Source organism: Pseudomonas sp. JR33AA, assembly GCF_021378985.1.
Classification (GTDB): Bacteria; Pseudomonadota; Gammaproteobacteria; order Pseudomonadales; family Pseudomonadaceae; genus Aquipseudomonas; species Aquipseudomonas alloputida.
Window position 1 is genome coordinate 43660 of sequence record NZ_JAJSAW010000013.1, and the last position, 19458, is coordinate 63117.

Consider the following 19458-nt stretch of genomic DNA (forward strand, 5'->3'; position numbering starts at 1 on the left):
GGTCAGCCTATGAGGTCAAAGAACCCGTTTTCTAGGTAGTCGGCCATTCCCCCCTGCGCCTCTGGATTCAGGGCGATGAGTGTCACGGCATTGAACAGGGCCATCAACGGGTCGATCTTTGCCGAGCCGCTGGCCTGTTTTGTGATGAGGATTGCGTTACCTCTGGGCTCGACGCGGGCGTTCCCGCAGCACCAGGCCATCATGGGTTGCCCGCCATGCCACAGTCCGCCTTCGGCCAGTTTTCGCTCGGCAGTCTTGATTGCGCCGCCGAGGGTGTAGCCCTGTTTCACGCCGCCTATCTTTTCGCGGGGAATGCCCTTGGCCTCCAAGGCGTCAAGGATCGCCCCGATCCCTACTGGGTCGAGCCCCACCTGGTCGAGCAGGCCAGCTTCTTCCACCTGAGCCACCAGTTCCGCGATCTGGTCAACGTCGTCGCCGATGCGTTCAACCAGAGTGAGGTGACCGTCATTGGCGAAGTCCCGAATACGCGGCGCCTCTGCCTTGCGGCGCTCCAGCACGGATGGGTGTGCCCACGCATGGGTCCAGACCAGCCAGCGGCGACTCGCACGCTCACGACCTACCGCAGCGAACCCGAGCAAGTCATCCAGGCCACCGCCATCAATGCCGATGTCGATAACCTCGCATCGCTCAATCAGATCTTCCAGCGTCCGGCAGCTCTTGGAGACTTGCTTCTCCCAGAATTCGGCGCCGGCCCAGCGGTCAGAGAGCAGCGCCAGGCCAATTTCGACGTTCAAGTGCTTGGCGAGAAATCCACGGAACGACTCTTCCCCATCCATCTGTGCCTGGGCGTAGCCTCGTTCAATGAATGGTTCATCGACCGATAGCCCAAGATTTGGATTAGTGATGTAGGCATTGGAGAAATCTCGGTGCGCGCCTGCATCAAGCATCGCTTTCGGGAACTCGTACAGAACAGGCAAGAACGACTTGTCGACGATCTCGCCGTCGCGCACCTTGCGGGCATACATCAGCTTCTGCCGGAACACACCGGCGGGCGGCGCATCGGACTGGGTCGTGGCCCAAATGATGAAGCCTTCAGGCCGAGAAGCCAGGCCACCGGTCGCCTCCCGAAGCATTGCCTCGGCGTTGGCGCGCTTGCCGAACACCCACAGTTCATCGACGAACACACCGATAGCTTTCTTGCCCGACACCGTCTCACTGTCGGCGGCTACCACCTTCAGGGTGGCATTGGTCTGCCGATGGGTGACGGTGCGCAGGTGATCCTGCACCTTGAGCAGAGCGTCGAGCTCTTCATCGGCCCGCACCATGTCGCGGATAGGGATGTAGGAGTTGTCAGCAATTTCCTTGGTCGGCGCCAGGATGATGAACTCGCCCGATGGCCGCCAGTTCAAGATCAATGCCGTGAGCATGATGCCGGCGGCGATCGTGGACTTCCCGTTCTTCTTGCTGATCAGCAACATGAATTCGCTGACCAGTCGCCGGCCTTCATCGGGGTCATACGCCCCGAAGATGGCGGCCACGAACTGGTTGACCCAGTCGCGCACAGTCTCGGACATCAGCGGGCTGCCAGTCGCGTCGACCATGCGCAACGCGCCGAACACCTCCAGGGCTTCCTCGGCCTCGGCCGGGAACAATGGCTTGAAGGGGATGAGGCTCTGCCGACTGACGATGCGCTGCTCCCAGTCGGGGCACGCAGTGGTCCACTCCATCATTTGACCGACCTCAGCGGGCCGCGGCGCGCGCCGAACTTGCCGGTGGATGCCTGCTCAGCCTTGGCCTGAGCCTGGTCCTTCTTACCGCTCTCGCCCTTACGCGGATGCACGAAGGGCATCAGGGCCTTGGCTGCATCGACGCGAAGCTTCGGCTCGGACTCAAGGTCGTTCATCACCGACAGCAGGAAGTCCTTCGGATCGCGGTGCAGCAGCGCCTGCATAAGATCGAACCTGGCTGGCTCAGGATCGACGTGCTCGTCCTTCACGGCGTCAGGTTCGGGCGCCGGCTCACTGTTGGCGGACGGCTCCGGCGCATGCCTGGTTTTAACATTCGCTTTAACATGGGCTTTAACATCTGGCGGCATCAGACCCAGGGCACGCAGCTTGGCCAACTCGGCCGCCACGTCCTTGTCCTTCACCAGCCGAGAGCCCGCCGCAGACGCGGTCTTCTCCGAATAACCAGCCGCCACAGCTGCGTCCCGATTGGACGCACCTTCCCTCAGCGCAGCGATGAATGCACGCTTGCGGGATGTTAAAGCCATTTAACAAAAATCCTGTGGGGGAAAAAAATCTGTACGTGGGGTCGGAGGCGGTCTAGCTAGGTGAGAATCGCTATATTTTGACCTCCCCCCACCATCGCAGCACGTCAGTGGCGTGCCTCGACGGCGCCTCAGCCGACCTCGCGCCATTCCGCTGGCGGTCAGGCCATCAGGCCAGCAACCTCCTCGGCCTGCTTGACCGAGTCGTGGCAGGGCTTGCACAGCGACTGCCAGTTGGCCTGATTCCAGAAGAGATCCTTGTCGCCTCGGTGCGCCACGATGTGGTCAACGACGCTGGCTGCTGCCGTGCGCCCTTGTCGGGCGCAGTAGACACATAGCGGGTTGTCACGCAGGTACTGCTCTCGGGCCTTCTGCCATCGGTAGTCGTAGCCACGCTGTGAGCTGGTCATGCCGGACCGCCAACTGCCAGGCGTGACCACCTTTACCCGAGACCCTGCGCTCTCCTTGATACGAGAGCCGAGCGTCTTGAGCCTGGCCATCAGCTTTCAACCTTGCGCTCAGCCCAGCGCTTGCCGAGCTGGCGAGCCTGCTCGACACCTAGAACACCGACAAAGCCAGCAGTAGCGAACGACCAAGCAATGCTGAGACCGAACTCCTTCACCGTTAGGCCAACAACCATGACGATCAACGCGCCAAGTGCTGCCTCGATCAGCTGGCGTCCCGGGCGCGTCTCCTTGCCGTCGTACTGAATACGCAACCATGTCAGAGCGAATGTCAGGCCCATCGCTAGGCCGTTCTCCCTCAGGGCGGTTAGCACCAACACCCAGAAGGACGGGTCTTTTTCTGGCATGTTCGGCATCTCGTTTCCTCCCTTTTGGGGAGCGGAATAGGTTCGGCCCCAACAGCACTCCCAGCTCGGGGCGATGGGTGTGGTGGAGCCGAAAAGAAAAGCCCCGGCGAATGCCAGGGCTGTATGGATAGCGTCAACTATGGGAAAGGCTGATGCCCTTCGCTCGGCGCTTGTACTTGAAGAGCTTGAGCAAATGCCTCTTGCGTGCGCCTCTAACACGCGCCCCTTCAAATGGCTCTGCCAGATTGAGCTGGTAATGCATCTCGTCGATCAAGCTCAAGAGGTACACATTGCGCCGGTAGTAGGCTCGCAGGACGCTCATCATGCGCACTCCGGAAATGAAAAAGCCCCGGCAAATGCCGAGGCTCTATGGGGGTTTCTGGTGGTGGCGAGTTTGCTCTCGCGCACCTACCGCAAAGTAACACGAAATATACGGGTGAGGACCGGGGCTGTCAAGCGGCGTCACGTCGAATGTCAATCGCGCCGTCGATCCAGGCCACGCCAGCCTTCCACAGTTGTCGGGTCTTCTCTTCGCCGAAGCCAAGCTTCTTGCCCACGTCCCTTAGAGATGTGTCGCGTGAGGTGTAGTACTTGATGATGACCTGGCCACACTCGGGATAGCGCTTGCTCAGCCGACCGACCAGGCGATCGATGAATAGAGCATCATCGTCCGTGATCATCGGGTCGAGAATGGTGTTTTCTCGCGATGCGCAGCAGGAAACTCCAGACCCCAGCACCACCCAGCGGCCCCAGTGCTCCAACAGATACTCGGCCGACTTCTCTACGTTGCTCATGTCCTTCCCCCTCAATCACCGGTGTAGTTGGTGCCGCCGGCGCCGCGCCGGTTGCTTCCCTGATATGTAGCCTCAGGCCCGGATGCCTGAGGGTTCTTCAACTGCTCGATCTGCCGGTGCGCTGCCCGTAGCCTCATGCTGAGCTGGGTCACCAGTTCATCCAGGGCCAGGGCCTCGCCAGTTGCAGCCGCTACCCAGCCCGAGGCGTTGCAGTGGTCGCATGGCAGTTCGTGAAACAGCCCCTTGGTGACCGCTCTCCCACGGCACAAAGGGCACTTTTCCAGCTCGATCACGGCCTTCTTGAAGGCTGGGCCGTGGCTCTTCTTCATTCCTTCGAATCCTCGACCTTCTCGCAGCGGAAGGTCTTGCTACCCACGTAGAAACCACCCAGGCGCTCGCACTCGGCGGCGACCGTGTAGTGGGCACGAACCCAGCCGATGTAGTAGGCCAGCAGCAGGCCCGCGGCCTGGTATGCGAATTCGCCAATGGTCATTTCGAATCCTCGCTAATTACAAATGCGGTAAGGTCGTTCGGCGCCACGGCTGCTGTGGCCTCTGGCGAATTCTGCGAAATTTCAAATAAGGCCTTGGTAAGGCCGTGAATGGCTGCAAAGCCGATACGATCAAGCCAGGCGTGCCACTTCTCCAGCGCGGCGCGGCGCTGCTGCATGGCCTGGGTGTGGATGTAGGTGCTGGCGATCTTGCCCAGCTTGTGGTTCAGCAGCATCTCGCCGATGTGGCCGTCGATGCCGAGGTCGGTCCAAGTACTGCGGGAGACCTTCCGCAGGTCGTGACTGGTCCACTCGCCCTGCCCCAGGCGCTTGAACACGTTGCTGGCTTGCGTCTCGCTCAGGCACAGGCCCCGGCGATTCGGGAACAGGTAGACGCCCTCATAGCCCTCGGCGTGCTGGATGGCCCGGTACCGAGTCAGCAGCGCCTGCACCTGGGCGGTCAGCGGCAGGCGGTGCTCGGTACGGGTCTTGGCGTTGGCGGCGGGAATGAACCACTCGGCCGCCGCCAGCGAGATCTCGTTCCAGCGCGCCATGCGGGTCTCACCGATCCGGGTGCCGTGGGCCAGCATCATCAGGGCCAGCATGGCAGCGCCTGGATCCTGCTCGAATGCCTGGGCCAGCTGCTCCATCAGCTCCGGCAGTTGCACATCGCGCAGGCGCGCCGCCTTGGGCAGGATCTTGGCCTTGGTGAAGTCGTTGAAGCGCATCCCGGCCATGGGGTTTCGGTCGATCAACCCCAGCTGCAGGGCCTGGCGGAAGGCTGTCAGCAGCAGCGCGAACATCTGCCGCAGGTAGGACAGCGACACCTCGGCCTGGCACGGCCACATCAGGTGCTTGTCCAACGCATCGGCAGTCACGTCAGCCAGGGCCAAGTCATCCAGGCGCGGCTTGAGGTGCTGGGCAATGGCCGACTTGGCGCCGGCCTTGCGCTTCGCCGACAGCGAGCGGTCGCGCGCCATGCGGTCACCGTACCAGTCAAGCAGCTGCCCCACGGTGGCCATGCCGGAAACCACCGGCGCCGTGGCCGGATCGCGCAGCAGGCGCTGACGCAGCGCGGGCAGCTCGGCAATCACCGCCGCCACGGTCAGGTCAGGCCAGCGGGCGACCGGCACCCACTTCTTGCCGCGCACCAGGTGCCAGGTGCCACGCTCGCGGTTGCTCCAGAAGCGCAGATACAGGCCGGGGTGACGCGGGTCGCGCAGGTCGCGTACTGACTTGTCGGCGGCCTGCCGGCGCACTTCGGCTTCGCTCAGCTTCACTTCACGGGTCGCGCTCATGCGGCCACCGTGGCAGGCAGCAGTAGGTAGGCGCGAATGGCCTCGACGGCGTCGATATTGCCCCGGCACACGATGGCCAGGTAGCCCTGATCGGCGAGCGCCTGCAAGTAGGCGTCCTGGCTGGGAGAGACCGGGGCATCGAACGGCGGCATGGCCTTGAACTCGATGTACAGGCCGAAGTACCCGCCGCGCGCCATCGGCAACACCAGATCAGGCACACCGGACTTGACCCCCTGCCCCTTCAGCTTGGCGGCCACGGCTTTGACCCGGTGCCCGCCGTTCGGGACGTGATAGATCAACTTGTAGACCTGCGGGTAGCGCAGCTGCAGCTCCTGCATCAGCGCGGCCTGCTCCTGCCCCTCCCGGTCAACGGGCTTGGCGCGGGCCGGCTTGGCCCTGAACGGACGGATGGCGGGGGAATTCATGCGACAAAGACCCCCTCGTTGAGCAGCAGCGCTTGGGTGCGCATGACGCCCTCGGCGTGATACTGGCGAGCGGTGGCGCGATCAACGTCACGACTACGGCCGTCACAGGCATCGTGGCAGGCGCTGCAGCACCAGGCGCCTTGTAGGTCGTGTGGTTTCTTGCCGACGCCACAGGTGCCAGCCAGGCGGTAGTGCGCAAGGACGGTGGTCTCGGGGTTGCCGTTGCACACGCCGGGAATGCGCACCTGGCACTCCCGGCCGCGCGCGGCCTTGGTCAACTTGGTTTGCCGCATGATCAGAACTCCTTGCCGCGGTGAGAATCCCACTCGAAAGGCACCACCACACCGCCGCCCTCGCGCAGGCGGTCATAGCACCGCTCGCCCATGGCGTGGCGCAGTTGGCCGGCCTCCAGGTTGGATATCACCACCGTGGGGCGCATCTGCTCGTAGCGCCCGTTGATGATCGAAAACAGGGTGGTCAGCTCGAACTCGCTCGGCTGCTCCTTACTGACCCCGACCTCATCCAGCACCAGCAATGACGGCTCGATCAGGCTGGACAGGATGTCGGCCTCGGACTGCTCGCTGTGGCGGTCGTAGGTCGCCCGGATGGATTGCAGGATCGCGCCGACGGTCCGGTAGACGGCGGTGGCCGAGGTGTTGCGCATCAGCTCGTTGGCCATGCCGGCACCCAGATGGGTCTTGCCGGTGCCGACCTTGCCCAGCAGCATCAGGCAACGCCCGGTGCGCTCGATCTCCTCGAACGCCGCCACGTAGCGCGTGCAGTAGGCCAGGGCCTTGCGCTGGCCGTCGTGCTCGACGCGATAGTTGGCCAGAGTGCGGTCCGCGAAGCGCTTCGGAATCAGCGCAGAACCCAGCTTGCGGGTCATGGCCTCGCGCTTCAGGCGGGTCTCCTCGGCCTGCTGCTTCGCCTCTCGCTCGGCAATGGCGGCCTTCTCGCACTCAGGGCAGCGGCCAACGATTTCGCGGCCCATGAGCATGGTCACGCGCTGCTCGAAGTCACCGTGATGCTCGCAGTGCGCTGGCTGGACGCGGAAGCCGGCGGCGTTTCGCACGTCGGACATGGTGATCACCGATTCAGATCGCATAGGTACCGTCCTCGCGCTCGGTCAGGCCGCTGGTGTAGTCGCGGTCACTGAAACCGTGATGGCGGCTGGTGGGGTTCGCTTTGTCAGGCAGCTGGGCGGAGATACGCTTGGTCACCCAATCCACCTCGAAGCCGCGCCATCCGTTCTCGACTGCGACTTCCAGGGCCTGGGCTGGCTGGATACCGAATGCCTTGCACTGCTCCAGCTTGGCGTTCAGGGCGGACCAGATACGGGCAGTCACCGGGGCTTTGGCTGCCTTTCGGACAACCAGGTAGTCAGCGATCAGCGACTCATCCAGCCCGTGGGGGTTGTCAGCCAGCATGGCGGCCTTCCCGAAGGGCGTCTTTCGATCAGTTTTCGCCGACGGCTCGTCCGCTTCGTTGGGGGGGCATGTATTTTCTTCCGAAGGAAGAAATACATAGGGGGTTAGATTCTTAGAATAAAGAAGGGAGTCGGCGGTTTTGGTCTGTTTCGACTCTTTACCGATTCGGACCACTTGAGCCGATTCGGCTGTTTTGGTCTGTTTCGGCTCAGTGACGTAGACCCAATCTTTCGGGTCATTCACGCCGATATCACCCCGTGCCCCACCCTCGCGGAACAAGACGCGACGGCGCAGCAGACTGGAAATCGCTTTCGACACGGTGTCAGGGTGAGCGTGGATGGCTTTCGCGATGTCGGTCGCCGGGATTCGCTGGGCGCCCGCACCGAAGTTGATGGTAGCCTTGGCCACGTACAGCACAATCTTCATCTCCCGGGCTGGGAGATCGATAGCCAGCAGGCCATCCATGAGCTGGTTGTCCATCCGGGTGAACCCCCTGGACTTGTCAAGTGGGACGATGTTTGTCATGCTTTGATCTCGTTTGAAGCTGTAGAGAAAGCCGCCCTGCCAGGCGGTTTTTTTTCGTCTGCTATTTAGCTACTGGATGCCTGAACAGCTGGACGGCCCCACTACTGGCGCAACGCCAGTCGTTGCAAAATGCTCAACACGAAGCGGCCTGATCCTCTGTCGGATAGAGGTCTGGCCTTAGCTGATGGCGAGTGACTTTCCCGTCCACCGCTTTCTCAAATGGGATCACCAGATCTGCCGGTACCTTCTGGTTACGATGTACGCACTGCCAAATGCGCGGCTGGCTGGTTTTGCATCTTCGTGCGAGCTCTGCCTGGCCTCCGGCCAAGCGCACGACCTCGTCAATTGGTCTTTCTGTGTTCGGCATGTCTGCGTGCCTCAATGGATCGTATACCCGATGATAACTCAAGTTATAGATAAGGCAAACACATGTTATTTGATGAGTAATAACGTGTGTTTTACCCTTGCAGGCATGAACAAACCTTCCGAAATGCTCAAAGACCGAATCCTTGAACGACGCACAGCACTTGGCCTCAGCCAGGCTCAGCTAGCGGAGAAATCGGGAGTAAGCCAGGTCACGATCCAGCACCTTGAAAGCGGTCGGAACTCGACCTCCAAAAAGCTGCTTGAAATAGCGAGGGCTCTTGGAGTTACTGCCGAATGGTTGGCATCCGGCCAGAGCGCGCAGCGTGAAGCGAGTAATGTCAGGGAGCTGAGTGAGCAGCCCGAGTCTTTCAAGTATCCGGTGATCAGCTGGGTAGCTGCGGGCGCTTGGGCAGAAGCTGTCGAGCCATTTCCGCCAGGCTTCTCGGATCGCTATGAAATGTCAGATTACGATTCGAAAGGGATCGCATTCTGGCTAGAGGTTAAAGGCGACTCGATGACCTCCCCTGTCGGCACAAGCATTCCGGAAGGAATGCTGATCCTCGTCGACACCGAAGCCGAGGCCATTCCAGGGAAGCTTGTCGTTGCCAAGCTTGCTGATAGCAATGAAGCGACGTTCAAGAAACTGGTAGAAGACGGAGGGCGAAGGTTCTTGAAGCCTCTCAATCCGGCCTACCCCATGGAAATGTGCATGGAAGGCTGCAGAATCGTAGGGGTTGTGGTACGCGCTACCATCAAGCTCTAACCCGCCCTTCCAGATGGCCCAGCGTAATGCTGGGCTTTTTTTCGCAAGCAGTAAGCGACAGCTAAATAAAATTAGCCCAAGGCTATTGAAATTTCCTTCCGCAACGGATAACTGTATGCACATACAGCAAAAGGGAGTTTCCAATCATGCTTCAGCCCGCCTTCTCACATTCCCCATCCCTGTCCTACGAGCGGCTCGGATACCGCATCCAGCAAGCGATCGCTTCACCTCACGTCCAGAAAAGACAGTTTGTTGAAGTCAAGCCGAGCGGAGATGAATCACCTGCGGACTGGAAGCGCTTGATTTCCGACCTGGAGGAGACTTCAGGCATCACGATCGAAACCCTGGAATCAGGCCTCGTCCGGATCGGATGGCGAGGATTTACCGAAGCATGAACACCTGCCCGCCATGTGCGGGCTTTTTTTTGACTGGATTTATAACTTGAGTTATTGACAGCGTGAAAACCTGAGTTATCATTCGATCCATAACACAGGTTATTGGCAGCTCCGGCAGCCACCGCTCTTTAAAAACCAGCAGATGAGCCACCAGGCGCCGAGTTAAGCCGGCCGTTGAGCCCTGGTGGACAGTAAGCAACGCAGCAAGCTTCCTCGCTCGACATGTCGACCCGCAGGTTTGCTGAGCAATACCGATTTCACTGGCTGGCCTTGGCAACAGGGTCAGACGGGAAATCAACCCGAGGGCATCACCGTGAACAAAGAAGAAATCTACGACAGCCGAATCAGCCCGCTGATGCAGAACATCATCGGCGTTTGCCGTGAGCACGGCATTGCAATGATCGCCAGCTTCAACATCGCCCACGATGGTGAAGGCCCGAACGGCGAAGACTGCTCCCGCCTGACCTGCACCTCTCATTTGCCTGATGGTGAAGGCGCTTTCGATGAGCGCTTCAGCAAGGCCGCCGTGGCGATTCAACGAAGCGCGCCGCACCACATCGGCATGAACATCACCACACAGCACGCTGATGGCACCCGCTCGCTGACTGCAGTTATTTGATTCCCTGACAGCTGGAGAGACAGCCCGATCCACCTGGTTCCCCATCACCAGGCTGTATCGGTCGTGGCGTTCGCCCTCCCCTTGGTCCGGGAGGTAGACGGCAGCGAGTGTCACGACCAATGCAGCCACCCCGCAAGAGCAAATCATGGACACGATCACTATCGGCGCATGGATAGGCCACCTTGGCCGAGGCCTGGCGCCTCGCGAATTGCAATGCATCCTAGATGTCGCCCAGGGCTTCACCACCAAGGAGATAGCCAGGCACTTCGGCATCAGCGAAAGCGGTGTCGAGAAGCGTATCGGCGACGCCATGTTGAAGCTCGGCGTTGCTCGCCGGGCCGCAGCAGTTGCCGAAGCCATGCGCCGCCAGATCATCAGCCCGCTCTGCATCGCCTTGGCCGCCCTCATCACAATGCACGCGGTGATCGATGACAGCGACCCAATGCGCCGCGATCGCCGCACGCCGGAGCGCCGCACCGCCCAAGTTCGAATCGTTCGCAAGGCAGAGGCCTTCGAGCTCCACGCCTGACCCACTGAGGACCAACCCATGCAAGCAGCCATCCAACAAAGCCAGGACAAGCTCGAAGCCCTGCGCCAGGAAGTGATCACAGCCACCGAGGCATTCCGCGCCAAATCGCGCTTCTATGTCACGCAAAGCGGTAACGGCTGGATTGTCGTCTCTTCCAGCAACAACCGCGTGTACGGCCGCAACACCAGCTACCCGCAGGCTGTCCGTTATGCGGAGAGCCTTGAGCGTGCGATCGATGCCAAAACCCTTCCGGTGGTGGCCGTGGTGAAGGTCCGCCAGATCGGTGAAAGCGCAACACGCTGGGTGGCACTCTTTGCCTTGACGTTGATCTTGTTGGCAGGGGCGGCGTCGTCATGAGCCGCGGGGTAAACAAGGTCATCCTGGTCGGCACATGCGGCCAGGACCCGGAGGTGCGCTACCTGCCGAACGGCAACGCCGTCACCAACCTCAGCCTGGCCACCAGCGAGCAATGGACCGACAAGCAGTCGGGCCAGAAGGTCGAGCGCACCGAGTGGCACCGTGTGTCGCTGTTCGGGAAGGTCGCCGAGATCGCCGGCGGGTACCTGCGCAAAGGCTCCCAGTGCTACATCGAGGGCAAGCTTCAGACCCGCGAGTGGGAGAAAGACGGCATCAAGCGCTACACCACGGAAATCATCGTCGATATCAACGGCACGATGCAGCTGCTCGGCAGCCGGCCGCAGGGTCAGCAGCCAGGCCAGGTGCCAGATCGGCAACCGCAACAACGCCGGCCGGCGCGCCAGCAGCCGAACCAACAGGCGGCGCCACCGGATCACGACAGCTTCGACGACGACATACCGTTCGCGCCCCTTCCGTACCTCGCCGGTGCGTAGCGATGAAGCGCCGGCAGCAGGTTCACCCCACCGCCTACTACCTCGGCCGCGCCTGCGGCGACAACAGCCAGTCACGCGATGCCCAGCCCTATGGCTGGATGACCGTAGACTGCGGCTGGTGGCTTGCTGGTTGGCATGACCGAGACATGGAGCTTTCCGCTTGAAACGCATCACCGCGCGCGTCCGGCACGGCCGGCGCCAGCAGCACATAACTCTGCCGCCCAGCGGCATCGCCCATCAGGAGACGCAGCAATGTCCAAGCCCACTGACACCACAGAGTTCCTGCAGGAGCTCAACGGCGGCGCCTTCGCTAGCCAAATCGGTCACGCCCTTTCGGAAGTAGCCGCAGGCGTTGTCGATCACGGTAAGGCAGGAAAGATCACCATCACCCTGGACTTCAGCCAGATCGGCGACTCCCACCAGGTAAAGATCAAGCACAAGCTTGACTACAAGGTGCCGACCAAGCGCGGAACGCGCAGCGAGAACACAAGCCTCGATACGCCTATGTACGTCGGCACCGGCGGCAACATATCCCTCTTCCCCGAAAAGCATGACCAGCTCTTCACCCGTGACGAAGCACCAGTACACCCACGCTCCTAACTCACAGCATCTACAAGGAATAGCGCATGTCCCTCAGTAAAGAAGCTCTCGAACTCATCCAGGAAAACACCATTGCCGCAGTTGGGCGCGTTCTGCCGGCCTTGGGCCCGGTGGTCGTAGTTCCGCAAAACTTCAACGTTGTTGATCTGGAGCGTTACCAGGAAGGCCGCAACCGCTTCCGTGGCACCTACTCCACCCACTCGCTGGCTGACTACAGCGCCTACGTTGTCGAGCGCGCCGCACCAGCAGCCCGCGGTTTCATCGATCAGGACAACATGAGCTGCATCGTGCTGTTCAACATCGGTACCGCCAACAATCCGGGTCACGCCGATGATCGCGCCGTTTTGCGCCTCAAGGCCTCAGCTGCGTTTGCCGCCGTTCAGGCGGTGAGCGGCCAAAGCCTGGTGCAGAAGGCCATGAGCGACTGGATCGAAGACTGGAACCAGCACTTGTCGGCCACCGATGAGAATGGCCAGACCATGACCATCGCCAAAGCAATCGCCGCGGTTCGCACCATCACCGTAAAGGCCTCGTCGGAGAGCGATCACGCAGTCGGTGAAACTCGCGCCAGCCGCAGCACCATGGACCAGATCGAAGCCAGCAGCAAAGAAACCCTACCTGCCTGGCTGGACTTCAAGGTCATTCCGTTCGAGGGCTTGGCCGAGCAAGTGATTCGCCTGCGCGTGTCGGTCATCACCGGAGGCTCGCAACCAGTACTGAAGCTGCGCTGGATCGGCGAAGAAGCCCAGCGCGAGGCCATCGCTCAAGAGTTCAAGGCCGTGCTCGACGAAAAGGTCGGTAGCGCTGCGAAGCTGTCCCTGGGCACATTCGACGCGAAGTAACCCACCTGACGGCCCCGGCTCCGGGGCCGTCAGGGGAGCGCTTAACGTCAGCATCGGAGCCATTACAACTTCGAGCGCTGGTCTATCTACGACCCTATCGAGGTTGCCGGTGGCAAGGCTACGACCACGGAGGAAGCCAAGGTAATTATTGGTCATTTAAAGTACTCTTTCGGAATACTTTCGACATCGTCAATCACAACAAAATAAAACTTACCATCAATAGTATTCCGACAGAATCCAAAAACACGAACACCTAAAGCTCCACTTTGCTTCTGGTACGTGAAGCGCACCTTATAGAAACCATCACCTGGCAAATGCTGACCTATACCAAATTCTTGCCCCTCTCCGTTTACCAACGGATTTAAGTAAGTTACAACCTCTTTTAAGCTGTGACCAATTGTCATAACAGCGACTTTTGTACAATAGGGGCCATAGTTAGAAATGACAAAAAAATCTGCTGGACCCGTTTCAGTTTGTTCAGTTCTCGAAAATCTCAGAGTAAGGGCTGGCTCTAATGATCTCTCATATGCTTCAGCATTTTTAGCTATATCTCTCCGCTGTTGAACCTGTCCTAAAACAAGCCAAAAAAAAGCCGGCGGCCCAAAGGCTCCTGCAAAGAAATCTCCAAGCTCGTTAAGCGGTAAAGATGAAAGCTCACTAAAACGATTGCCCATCAAAATCAGTATTGAGGAGACATATAACGAGGTCCCCAACCCGCAACACCACATTAAATTTCTACTTAATATCCACGATCTGACATGACCGTAGTATCTGCTCAAGCGCTTCATCGTCCTACCTACGACATGGAAGAGTAAGACTTTAGAGTATCACTTTGACATCAAGAGCTCGGTGACTATTCAGGATCTCAAGGCGAGTACTCAGTAGAACGGTGCGTGACCCGCCCGATCGATAGCGCCAATAGGCGAGGATCTTATGACATCAGCAATCGACCTGTTCGCCGGCCTCGGCGGATGGAGCACCGGCGCCCGCGCCGCAGGCGTCCAGGTTCTCTGGGCGGCAAACCACTGGCCGGTGGCCGTTGAATGGCACAGCGCCAACCACCCCGACACGCAGCACGTCTGCCAAGACCTGCACCAGGCCCGCTGGGAGCAGGTGCCGGCACACGACATCTTGCTTGCCTCGCCCTGCTGCCAAGGACACGCCAAGGCCCGCGGCAAGAAGTCCGGCAACCCAGAACACGACGCTTCGCGCTCGACGGCCTGGGCGCCGGTATCGGCACTGGAGTTCCACCGGCCGCAGGCAGCAGTAATCGAGAACGTGCCGGAGTTCACCGACTGGGTGCTCTACCCCGCCTGGCTTCAAGCGGTACAGGCGCTGGGATATCAGGCAGCGCCGCACATCGTCGACTGCGCCGACCTCGGAGTACCGCAGCACCGGGTGCGCCTTTTCATGGTCCTGACCCGCAGTAAGGCCCCGCTGATGCTGCAGCTGCCGCAGGAGCGACATGTGCCAGCCGCCAGCTTCCTCGACTTCGACGCCGGGCGCTGGTCGCAGATCGAGAAACCAGGCCGGGCCCAGGCCACGCTCGACCGGGTGCGCAACGGCCGCCAGCGCTTCGGCGACCGCTTCATCATGCCCTACTACGGCAAAGGCTCCGGCACCACCGGCCGCGACATCAACCGGCCGATCGGCACCATCACAACGCTGGACCGCTGGGCCCTGGTCGACGGTGACCGGATGCGGATGCTGAGCGCCAGCGAAGCCCTGGCCGCAATGTCGTTCCCGGCTGACACCCAGCGCCCGAATAACCACCGGCTGACCATGCACATGGCCGGCAATGCAGTACCGCCGCTAGCAGGTCAGCGGGTTATCGAGGCCCTGCTTCGGGCAGCATGAGCAGAAAGAGTCGCAAGGCCTAGGAGGATGAGCCTCTGGCCCTGATGGGCATTTTGTCTTTTAATTTGCCTTTTACAGAAATCTTAGTCTGAACAAATTGCGACAGCCCATTAAACACATTTGTCTTTGCGATATCACTTGTTGCAAAAAGTACTTTATCCTGCCCCATCAAAGATCGCTGCTCAGGACTGATTGAGCCACCTAAAAACAAAGAGAACTCAATACCTAGCAGCGAAAACACATGGTGAGTAACTCCATTTTTGCGGTAGGCCTGTGGCAGCCTTGCGAAGGAATTTAGTTCAGCATTGGTATTTACATTTAGCATGAGCAGCATATCGCCCAGTGATTGCAGCCCGAGCAAAAACTCTCTAATTTCTTGCTCGTACTTCGAGCCTAAGGCTTTCTTGTACGGATCCGTCTTACCGGTCCAGTTCCAGACATGCGCACGCCAAAATATGCTCAAGGCAAAGTAGATCAAACCATCCACGTCTTTCCTATCAAGGACTGAGTGGTCATGGAGGCTATATCCTTCATGGGATCCCCGCACTTCGCAGGCCAGCAGCTGGTTCACCAGAGGAAAACCTGAGTGAGTCCCCCAGAGCCGCCCAATCACCTTTTCACCATGCTTTGAGAAGAGGTCTTCACACACTCTGCAGAGCAGATACTGCGTAATCTGAAGGTCAGATTGAGAGGCATTTCCCTGACCGCCATCAATCCTTATCGGTGAGCCTCCCCCGTTTTCAGGCAATCCCCGCAAATGTTTATATGCGGACTTTGGAATGAGATGGCTATCAATCAGATCAGCTTCAGACTTGCAAAGCGCACAGCAGCCCATTTTCAGACTCCTTTCAAGGGAAATTGATTATACCGACAGGCGTCACGCCGAGCTAAGAAATTGGCATGTGCGCCTGATTGCAAAAGAGCACATTTGTACTCCGCCCGCCTGTAACCCTCTCCCCTCTATTCACTGCCGCGATATGGCGGCCAAGGCGAAGCTATGTCTCAAGCAAAGGAACGCCCGATCCTGTTCAGCGGGCCGATGGTCCGAGCCATTCTGGAAGGACGGAAGGCGGTCACCCGGCGGCCGGTTAAGCCTCAACCCGAAGTACGCATGGTCGAAGGCGCTATCCCAATGCTGACCTTCAAGAACAAGCGCGGCGGACATTGGCTCTACCCGAATGCCCGAGCCCAGATCACTGCTGACTGCCCATACGGCCGGCCAGGTGACCGCCTGTGGGTGCGCGAGGCCTGGTTAGCAGATGCTCAACTCGATTCGATCGCGCCGCGCGACCTGAGCCAGGGCGAGCCAATCATGTACCCGGCAGACGGAAGCGTCCGGCAGACAGGATGCGCAATGGTCTCGCAGGGCCGAGGGCGCCCATCGATTCACATGCCCCGCTGGGCCAGCCGAATCCTGCTGGAGATCACCGATGTTCGCGTTGAGCGGCTGCAGGACATCAGCGAAGTGCAGGCAGAAGCGGAAGGTGTTGGCTTTCTCCGCCATGTACCAGACGCTGACGAGACATTGACTGCCGCCCAGTTATTCGAATGCCTCTGGAGCAGCATCAACGGCGACGAATCATGGAACGGCAACCCCTGGGTTTGGGTCGTCGAGTTCAAGAGGGTGCAGCCATGACCCGCCTCGCCCTCTGCCTCCTGCTGCTGGGCACCGGCGCCAGCGCAGCACCACAACCGCAAGAGAACGTCATCGACGTGCAGGCCGGCAACCAGCGCCAGCTCTCCCCGCACGAATCACAACCCGAACCTACACCCGCACTGGCGCATGGGCGCTGAATTGATGAGAGGTATCAGCTGTGACGACGTTCATCATGGAATACCGCGTGATCGGCTACTCGCTGGCTCACGCTTTCTCGACCAACCCCAAGGCGGGCAAGCGGATTTTCACCGTCAGCTCGAATGACATCGGGTCAACCGACATCCTTGCTGTAATGGATGCCGCGTGCTCACCAGAGAACACGCCGGACGGATACAAGCTGTTTTCCGTAACGGATCGTGATGCGGCAAAGGTAATGCGACCATGACCGACCTGATCGAAGTGAAGACGGCCGACTTGGCCGGCGAAGCGCTGGGATGGGCTGTCGGCAAGGCCGAGGGGCTGCATGTGTATTTGGAACCGCCCGGGTACAACGGCGTGCCTTGGCGGGTGTTCGCCCGGTACCGGGGCGAGGCCATCGAGCACATCAAGCGCTACAACCCGTGGGAAGACTGGGAGCTGGGCGGGCCACTCATAGACAAATACAACGGCAGCACTCAATACCATTCAGGATTAGCTAGCAATGTTCATTATAGCGGCGGGCCTGCTCTGAGCGGCATCTGGTGCTATGGGCCCACCGCGCTAACTGCATTTCTACGCAGTTTAACTTTTCACAAATCAGGATCAATAGTTAAAATACCTATGAACCTGCACATACAAACAACAACATTGCCCCCTCATAGAGACCTATAGATGAACAAACATCAATTTTTTGATTGGACCGTGCTTAGGAGACATTTCAATCAGCCTAAATTTGTCGCTATCGACAAATCTTACGACATGCATATCGAGTAGCTCATGAATTTTCCTTGCCCACCCCTTTATTTTTACAAAGTATTCATTGTAATCCTTTTTCCTTCCAAAAGGGTTGTCAGCATGCATGAGGTCCCCACAAAGATTGTATAGCTCTTCAAAATCTTCTATAGCCAAATAATCACCACTAAATTTCCTAATACCTGCAAGGCTAGGGTCATCAGCAGCTGTCATAACTTCCACTGGAACAGGATAGAAATTAGGATTTATTGCTTTAATGTACTCAAGGAGCTTATTTGCCCTCCATACGTACTCACAATCGGACCTTGCCTTAACATATAATTCCCTATTAACAACCAGAGAGCTGAACGCTATAAGCTCTAGCACCTTTCTCAAATGAAGATACGCACTCTCAGTATCATGCCGAATATCACCAGAGCTAAATTTTCCGCTAGAAATTTTACTTATTAGTATGATCCTAGACTTTATAGACTCCATCAACTCATAGTAAATTTTTTGCTCACAACTTCCAGTCAAATCAACTTCCATAGGACCGCCCTAACATCTTGTTTTTAAAAAATAATCCATTCAATCAGCGATCCAAATTTAGACCAAAAACTGTCGTCAGACTAGCCATGCTTTGCATTCAAGTTTCGCGACCATTGCAAGTCAGATGCTCTTCCTCCTTGACTTCGCCAAATTCCGCAGCTACCGGCGTGGAGACCATCCCATGGAAACCCAAAGTACCGGTGACGTCGACAAAGTCACCGAACAACGCATGGCTGACCTGCTCGGCTGCACCAAGCGCTCCCTGGAGCACCGCCGCCAGCGCGGCACCATTCCCGAAGGCGTCTGGATCAAGCACGGCGGCCGGATCATCTACAGCAAGAAGAGGTATGACGAATGGCTGGAAAGCCAATGGATTTACCCAGAGGGATCGAAGTCTTCCGTGGCTCCCTCCGCATTCGTTTCACATGGGACGGTATCCGTCGATGTGAAACGCTCCCCTTCCCCGCGACACAAAAAGGCGTCAAAGCTGCATCCGTCCTTCGCGATCAGGTAACCAGCCTCAACAGGCTCGGGCTGCTCGACCAGGACAAGTACGCGGAGCTGTTCCCAGGCTCCCAAACCGTGGTCGGCGGCAAGCCGACCTTCGGTGAGTACGCTCAGCTCTGGCTGGATAGCCGCGAGATCACCCAAGGCACGCACAACAACTACAAGAGCGCATTGAACCTGTATTGGGTACCGCGCCTGGCCATGGTGCGTCTTGACCTTATCACCACCACCCTGATCCGGCGCATCATCACCGAAACTGAATGGACCTCAGCGAACGTGAAGCGCAACGCTATCACCAGGTTGTCGACGATCTTGGCCGCCGCCGCGCGCGAAGGGTTGCTGACGAAGAACCCGGCCGAGGTGATCGAGTTGCCGAAGCGGTCGAAAAAGGAAATTGATCCGTTCACGCTCGACGAGGCCAACACCATCATCGCCAAGCTCTACGAGCACAAGCACTGGCCGAGCCGGATTTACGCAGCACTCTTCGAGTTCATGTTCTTCACAGGTTTGCGGCTCTCAGAGGCGCTGGCAGTACGATGGGATGTGATCGATGAAGAGAAGAAGACGGTGCACGTCAAAAGGACCGTCGCACTGGGCGAGGTTGAGGAAAGGACGAAGACAGGGAGGGATCGGTTCGTCCTACTGAACGAGAGGGCTTTGCGGGCGATTCAGTATGCCAGGGAGTACGCCGAGCGCCGCAAGCATGGGAAGGGAGCGGTGACCGTAAGCCCGTTCGTGTTCCCGCCATCGAAGAACGCGGAGTACGTGAGGCAGACGTCCGACCTGCACAAGCAGTGGGTGCCGGTGCTCAAGGAATTGGGCATCAGGCGTCGGCCCCCATACAACTGCCGTCACACCTATGCGACAATATGCTTAATGTCCGGCCTCAACCCCGCATTTATCGCCCAACAGCTGGGTCACAGCGTGCAAATGCTGCTGTCGACGTATGCCCGTTGGCTTAACTCAAGCTCCGACTGGAGCGAGCTGGAAAAACTCAAGATTGGTATCAAATCGGTATCAGCTGAAAATCCAGCGTCGTAAGTTACTGATAGG

33 protein-coding genes are annotated in these 19458 nt (G+C 58.8%); 15 read left to right on the forward strand and 18 right to left on the reverse strand.

Annotation, left to right across the window (positions count from 1 at the left end; genetic code table 11):
- Window positions 1-2 precede the first annotated feature (2 nt).
- The 14 genes from LVS58_RS19315 to LVS58_RS19380 form a co-directional block, all read right to left on the reverse strand.
- Window positions 3-1691, reverse strand: a complete 1689-nt coding sequence (locus LVS58_RS19315) for a terminase large subunit (RefSeq protein WP_233692369.1) — start codon at window positions 1689-1691, stop codon at window positions 3-5.
- Entirely contained in the window at window positions 1688-2233 is a 546-nt protein-coding gene (locus LVS58_RS19320) for a terminase small subunit (RefSeq protein ID WP_233692370.1), read from the reverse strand. The genes LVS58_RS19315 and LVS58_RS19320 overlap by 4 nt, the downstream gene beginning before the upstream one ends.
- A gap of 158 nt (window positions 2234-2391) precedes the next feature.
- Window positions 2392-2730, reverse strand: coding sequence for an HNH endonuclease (locus LVS58_RS19325; RefSeq protein WP_233692371.1), 339 nt, complete (start codon window positions 2728-2730; stop codon window positions 2392-2394).
- Window positions 2730-3041, reverse strand: a complete 312-nt coding sequence (locus LVS58_RS19330; RefSeq protein ID WP_233692372.1) for a phage holin, lambda family — start codon at window positions 3039-3041, stop codon at window positions 2730-2732. The genes LVS58_RS19325 and LVS58_RS19330 overlap by 1 nt, the downstream gene beginning before the upstream one ends.
- 133 nt (window positions 3042-3174) lie before the next feature.
- Window positions 3175-3366 carry a hypothetical protein gene (locus LVS58_RS19335; RefSeq protein ID WP_233692373.1) on the reverse strand — a complete coding sequence of 64 codons (192 nt, stop codon included), beginning with the start codon at window positions 3364-3366 and terminating at the stop codon, window positions 3175-3177.
- A 127-nt stretch (window positions 3367-3493) separates the two neighbouring features.
- Window positions 3494-3835, reverse strand: a complete 342-nt coding sequence (locus tag LVS58_RS19340; RefSeq protein WP_233692374.1) for an antiterminator Q family protein — start codon at window positions 3833-3835, stop codon at window positions 3494-3496.
- Window positions 3836-3846: 11 nt separating this feature from the next.
- Window positions 3847-4164, reverse strand: coding sequence for a hypothetical protein (locus LVS58_RS19345; protein ID WP_233692375.1), 318 nt, complete (start codon window positions 4162-4164; stop codon window positions 3847-3849).
- Window positions 4161-4328 carry a hypothetical protein gene (locus LVS58_RS19350; RefSeq protein WP_012053506.1) on the reverse strand — a complete coding sequence of 56 codons (168 nt, stop codon included), beginning with the start codon at window positions 4326-4328 and terminating at the stop codon, window positions 4161-4163. Before LVS58_RS19350 ends, LVS58_RS19345 begins: the two co-directional genes overlap by 4 nt.
- Complete coding sequence (locus LVS58_RS19355) at window positions 4325-5623, reverse strand: tyrosine-type recombinase/integrase (protein WP_233692376.1); 1299 nt, start codon at window positions 5621-5623, stop codon at window positions 4325-4327. Before LVS58_RS19355 ends, LVS58_RS19350 begins: the two co-directional genes overlap by 4 nt.
- Window positions 5620-6048, reverse strand: a complete 429-nt coding sequence (locus LVS58_RS19360) for a VRR-NUC domain-containing protein (protein WP_233692377.1) — start codon at window positions 6046-6048, stop codon at window positions 5620-5622. Before LVS58_RS19360 ends, LVS58_RS19355 begins: the two co-directional genes overlap by 4 nt.
- On the reverse strand, window positions 6045-6341 hold the full coding sequence (locus tag LVS58_RS19365) for a DUF1364 domain-containing protein (protein ID WP_014591191.1): 297 nt from the start codon (window positions 6339-6341) through the stop codon (window positions 6045-6047). Before LVS58_RS19365 ends, LVS58_RS19360 begins: the two co-directional genes overlap by 4 nt.
- A gap of 2 nt (window positions 6342-6343) precedes the next feature.
- Window positions 6344-7153, reverse strand: coding sequence for an ATP-binding protein (locus LVS58_RS19370; protein ID WP_233692378.1), 810 nt, complete (start codon window positions 7151-7153; stop codon window positions 6344-6346).
- A complete protein-coding gene (locus tag LVS58_RS19375; protein ID WP_233692379.1) occupies window positions 7143-8000 on the reverse strand; it encodes a replication protein in 858 nt (285 codons plus the stop codon). The genes LVS58_RS19370 and LVS58_RS19375 overlap by 11 nt, the downstream gene beginning before the upstream one ends.
- Window positions 8001-8133: 133 nt before the next feature.
- A complete protein-coding gene (locus tag LVS58_RS19380; protein ID WP_108078797.1) occupies window positions 8134-8367 on the reverse strand; it encodes a transcriptional regulator in 234 nt (77 codons plus the stop codon).
- A gap of 72 nt (window positions 8368-8439) precedes the next feature.
- Between LVS58_RS19380 and LVS58_RS19385 the strand changes: the two genes are divergently transcribed.
- From LVS58_RS19385 to LVS58_RS19425, 9 genes are all read left to right on the forward strand, one after another.
- Window positions 8440-9129: a LexA family protein gene (locus LVS58_RS19385; RefSeq protein WP_442796487.1), complete on the forward strand. Its 690-nt coding sequence runs from the start codon at window positions 8440-8442 to the stop codon at window positions 9127-9129.
- 146 nt (window positions 9130-9275) lie between these two features.
- Window positions 9276-9524: a DUF1654 domain-containing protein gene (locus tag LVS58_RS19390; protein ID WP_233692380.1), complete on the forward strand. Its 249-nt coding sequence runs from the start codon at window positions 9276-9278 to the stop codon at window positions 9522-9524.
- Between the two features lie 313 nt (window positions 9525-9837).
- Window positions 9838-10143, forward strand: coding sequence for a hypothetical protein (locus LVS58_RS19395; protein WP_029615410.1), 306 nt, complete (start codon window positions 9838-9840; stop codon window positions 10141-10143).
- 145 nt (window positions 10144-10288) lie between these two features.
- Window positions 10289-10672: a helix-turn-helix domain-containing protein gene (locus tag LVS58_RS19400; protein ID WP_012053515.1), complete on the forward strand. Its 384-nt coding sequence runs from the start codon at window positions 10289-10291 to the stop codon at window positions 10670-10672.
- An 18-nt stretch (window positions 10673-10690) separates the two neighbouring features.
- Window positions 10691-11029, forward strand: coding sequence for a hypothetical protein (locus LVS58_RS19405; RefSeq protein WP_012053516.1), 339 nt, complete (start codon window positions 10691-10693; stop codon window positions 11027-11029).
- A complete protein-coding gene (locus LVS58_RS19410; protein WP_233692381.1) occupies window positions 11026-11523 on the forward strand; it encodes a single-stranded DNA-binding protein in 498 nt (165 codons plus the stop codon). The genes LVS58_RS19405 and LVS58_RS19410 overlap by 4 nt, the downstream gene beginning before the upstream one ends.
- A 2-nt stretch (window positions 11524-11525) precedes the next feature.
- Window positions 11526-11687: a hypothetical protein gene (locus LVS58_RS19415; RefSeq protein ID WP_233692382.1), complete on the forward strand. Its 162-nt coding sequence runs from the start codon at window positions 11526-11528 to the stop codon at window positions 11685-11687.
- Between the two features lie 88 nt (window positions 11688-11775).
- Entirely contained in the window at window positions 11776-12123 is a 348-nt protein-coding gene (locus LVS58_RS19420; RefSeq protein ID WP_014756073.1) for a hypothetical protein, read from the forward strand.
- A gap of 26 nt (window positions 12124-12149) precedes the next feature.
- Window positions 12150-12965 (forward strand): DUF2303 family protein, encoded by an 816-nt coding sequence (locus LVS58_RS19425; protein ID WP_233692383.1) that lies wholly within the window; start codon window positions 12150-12152, stop codon window positions 12963-12965.
- 152 nt (window positions 12966-13117) lie between these two features.
- Here the strand turns inward: LVS58_RS19425 and LVS58_RS19430 are convergent, their stop codons facing one another.
- Window positions 13118-13639, reverse strand: a complete 522-nt coding sequence (locus tag LVS58_RS19430) for a hypothetical protein (protein WP_233692384.1) — start codon at window positions 13637-13639, stop codon at window positions 13118-13120.
- Between the two features lie 259 nt (window positions 13640-13898).
- On the opposite strand from LVS58_RS19430, the gene LVS58_RS19435 reads away from it, so the two are divergent.
- On the forward strand, window positions 13899-14822 hold the full coding sequence (locus LVS58_RS19435) for a DNA cytosine methyltransferase (RefSeq protein ID WP_233692385.1): 924 nt from the start codon (window positions 13899-13901) through the stop codon (window positions 14820-14822).
- Window positions 14823-14841: 19 nt separating this feature from the next.
- Here LVS58_RS19435 and LVS58_RS19440 read toward each other — a convergent pair whose 3' ends face one another.
- Window positions 14842-15657: a hypothetical protein gene (locus tag LVS58_RS19440; RefSeq protein ID WP_233692386.1), complete on the reverse strand. Its 816-nt coding sequence runs from the start codon at window positions 15655-15657 to the stop codon at window positions 14842-14844.
- 162 nt (window positions 15658-15819) lie between these two features.
- Here LVS58_RS19440 and LVS58_RS19445 point away from each other — a divergent pair, with 162 nt between their 5' ends.
- Genes LVS58_RS19445 through LVS58_RS19460 form a run of 4 tightly spaced genes read left to right on the forward strand, consistent with a single transcriptional unit; the run spans window position 15820 to window position 17289 of the window.
- Window positions 15820-16458: a hypothetical protein gene (locus LVS58_RS19445; protein ID WP_233692387.1), complete on the forward strand. Its 639-nt coding sequence runs from the start codon at window positions 15820-15822 to the stop codon at window positions 16456-16458.
- Window positions 16455-16616, forward strand: coding sequence for a hypothetical protein (locus LVS58_RS19450; protein ID WP_233692388.1), 162 nt, complete (start codon window positions 16455-16457; stop codon window positions 16614-16616). Before LVS58_RS19445 ends, LVS58_RS19450 begins: the two co-directional genes overlap by 4 nt.
- Before the next feature lie 20 nt (window positions 16617-16636).
- A complete protein-coding gene (locus LVS58_RS19455) occupies window positions 16637-16864 on the forward strand; it encodes a hypothetical protein (RefSeq protein ID WP_233692389.1) in 228 nt (75 codons plus the stop codon).
- Window positions 16861-17289 (forward strand): phage protein NinX family protein, encoded by a 429-nt coding sequence (locus LVS58_RS19460; protein WP_233692390.1) that lies wholly within the window; start codon window positions 16861-16863, stop codon window positions 17287-17289. Before LVS58_RS19455 ends, LVS58_RS19460 begins: the two co-directional genes overlap by 4 nt.
- Here LVS58_RS19460 and LVS58_RS19465 read toward each other — a convergent pair.
- Together LVS58_RS19465 and LVS58_RS19470 are read right to left on the reverse strand one after the other, a co-directional pair.
- On the reverse strand, window positions 17284-17898 hold the full coding sequence (locus tag LVS58_RS19465) for a hypothetical protein (protein ID WP_233692391.1): 615 nt from the start codon (window positions 17896-17898) through the stop codon (window positions 17284-17286). The two genes, LVS58_RS19460 and LVS58_RS19465, sit on opposite strands and share 6 nt — an antisense overlap.
- Window positions 17899-17995: 97 nt before the next feature.
- Window positions 17996-18268, reverse strand: coding sequence for a hypothetical protein (locus tag LVS58_RS19470; protein WP_233692392.1), 273 nt, complete (start codon window positions 18266-18268; stop codon window positions 17996-17998).
- On the opposite strand from LVS58_RS19470, the gene LVS58_RS19475 reads away from it, so the two are divergent.
- A complete protein-coding gene (locus tag LVS58_RS19475) occupies window positions 18253-19446 on the forward strand; it encodes a site-specific integrase (RefSeq protein ID WP_233692393.1) in 1194 nt (397 codons plus the stop codon). The genes LVS58_RS19470 and LVS58_RS19475 overlap by 16 nt on opposite strands.
- Window positions 19447-19458 lie beyond the last annotated feature (12 nt).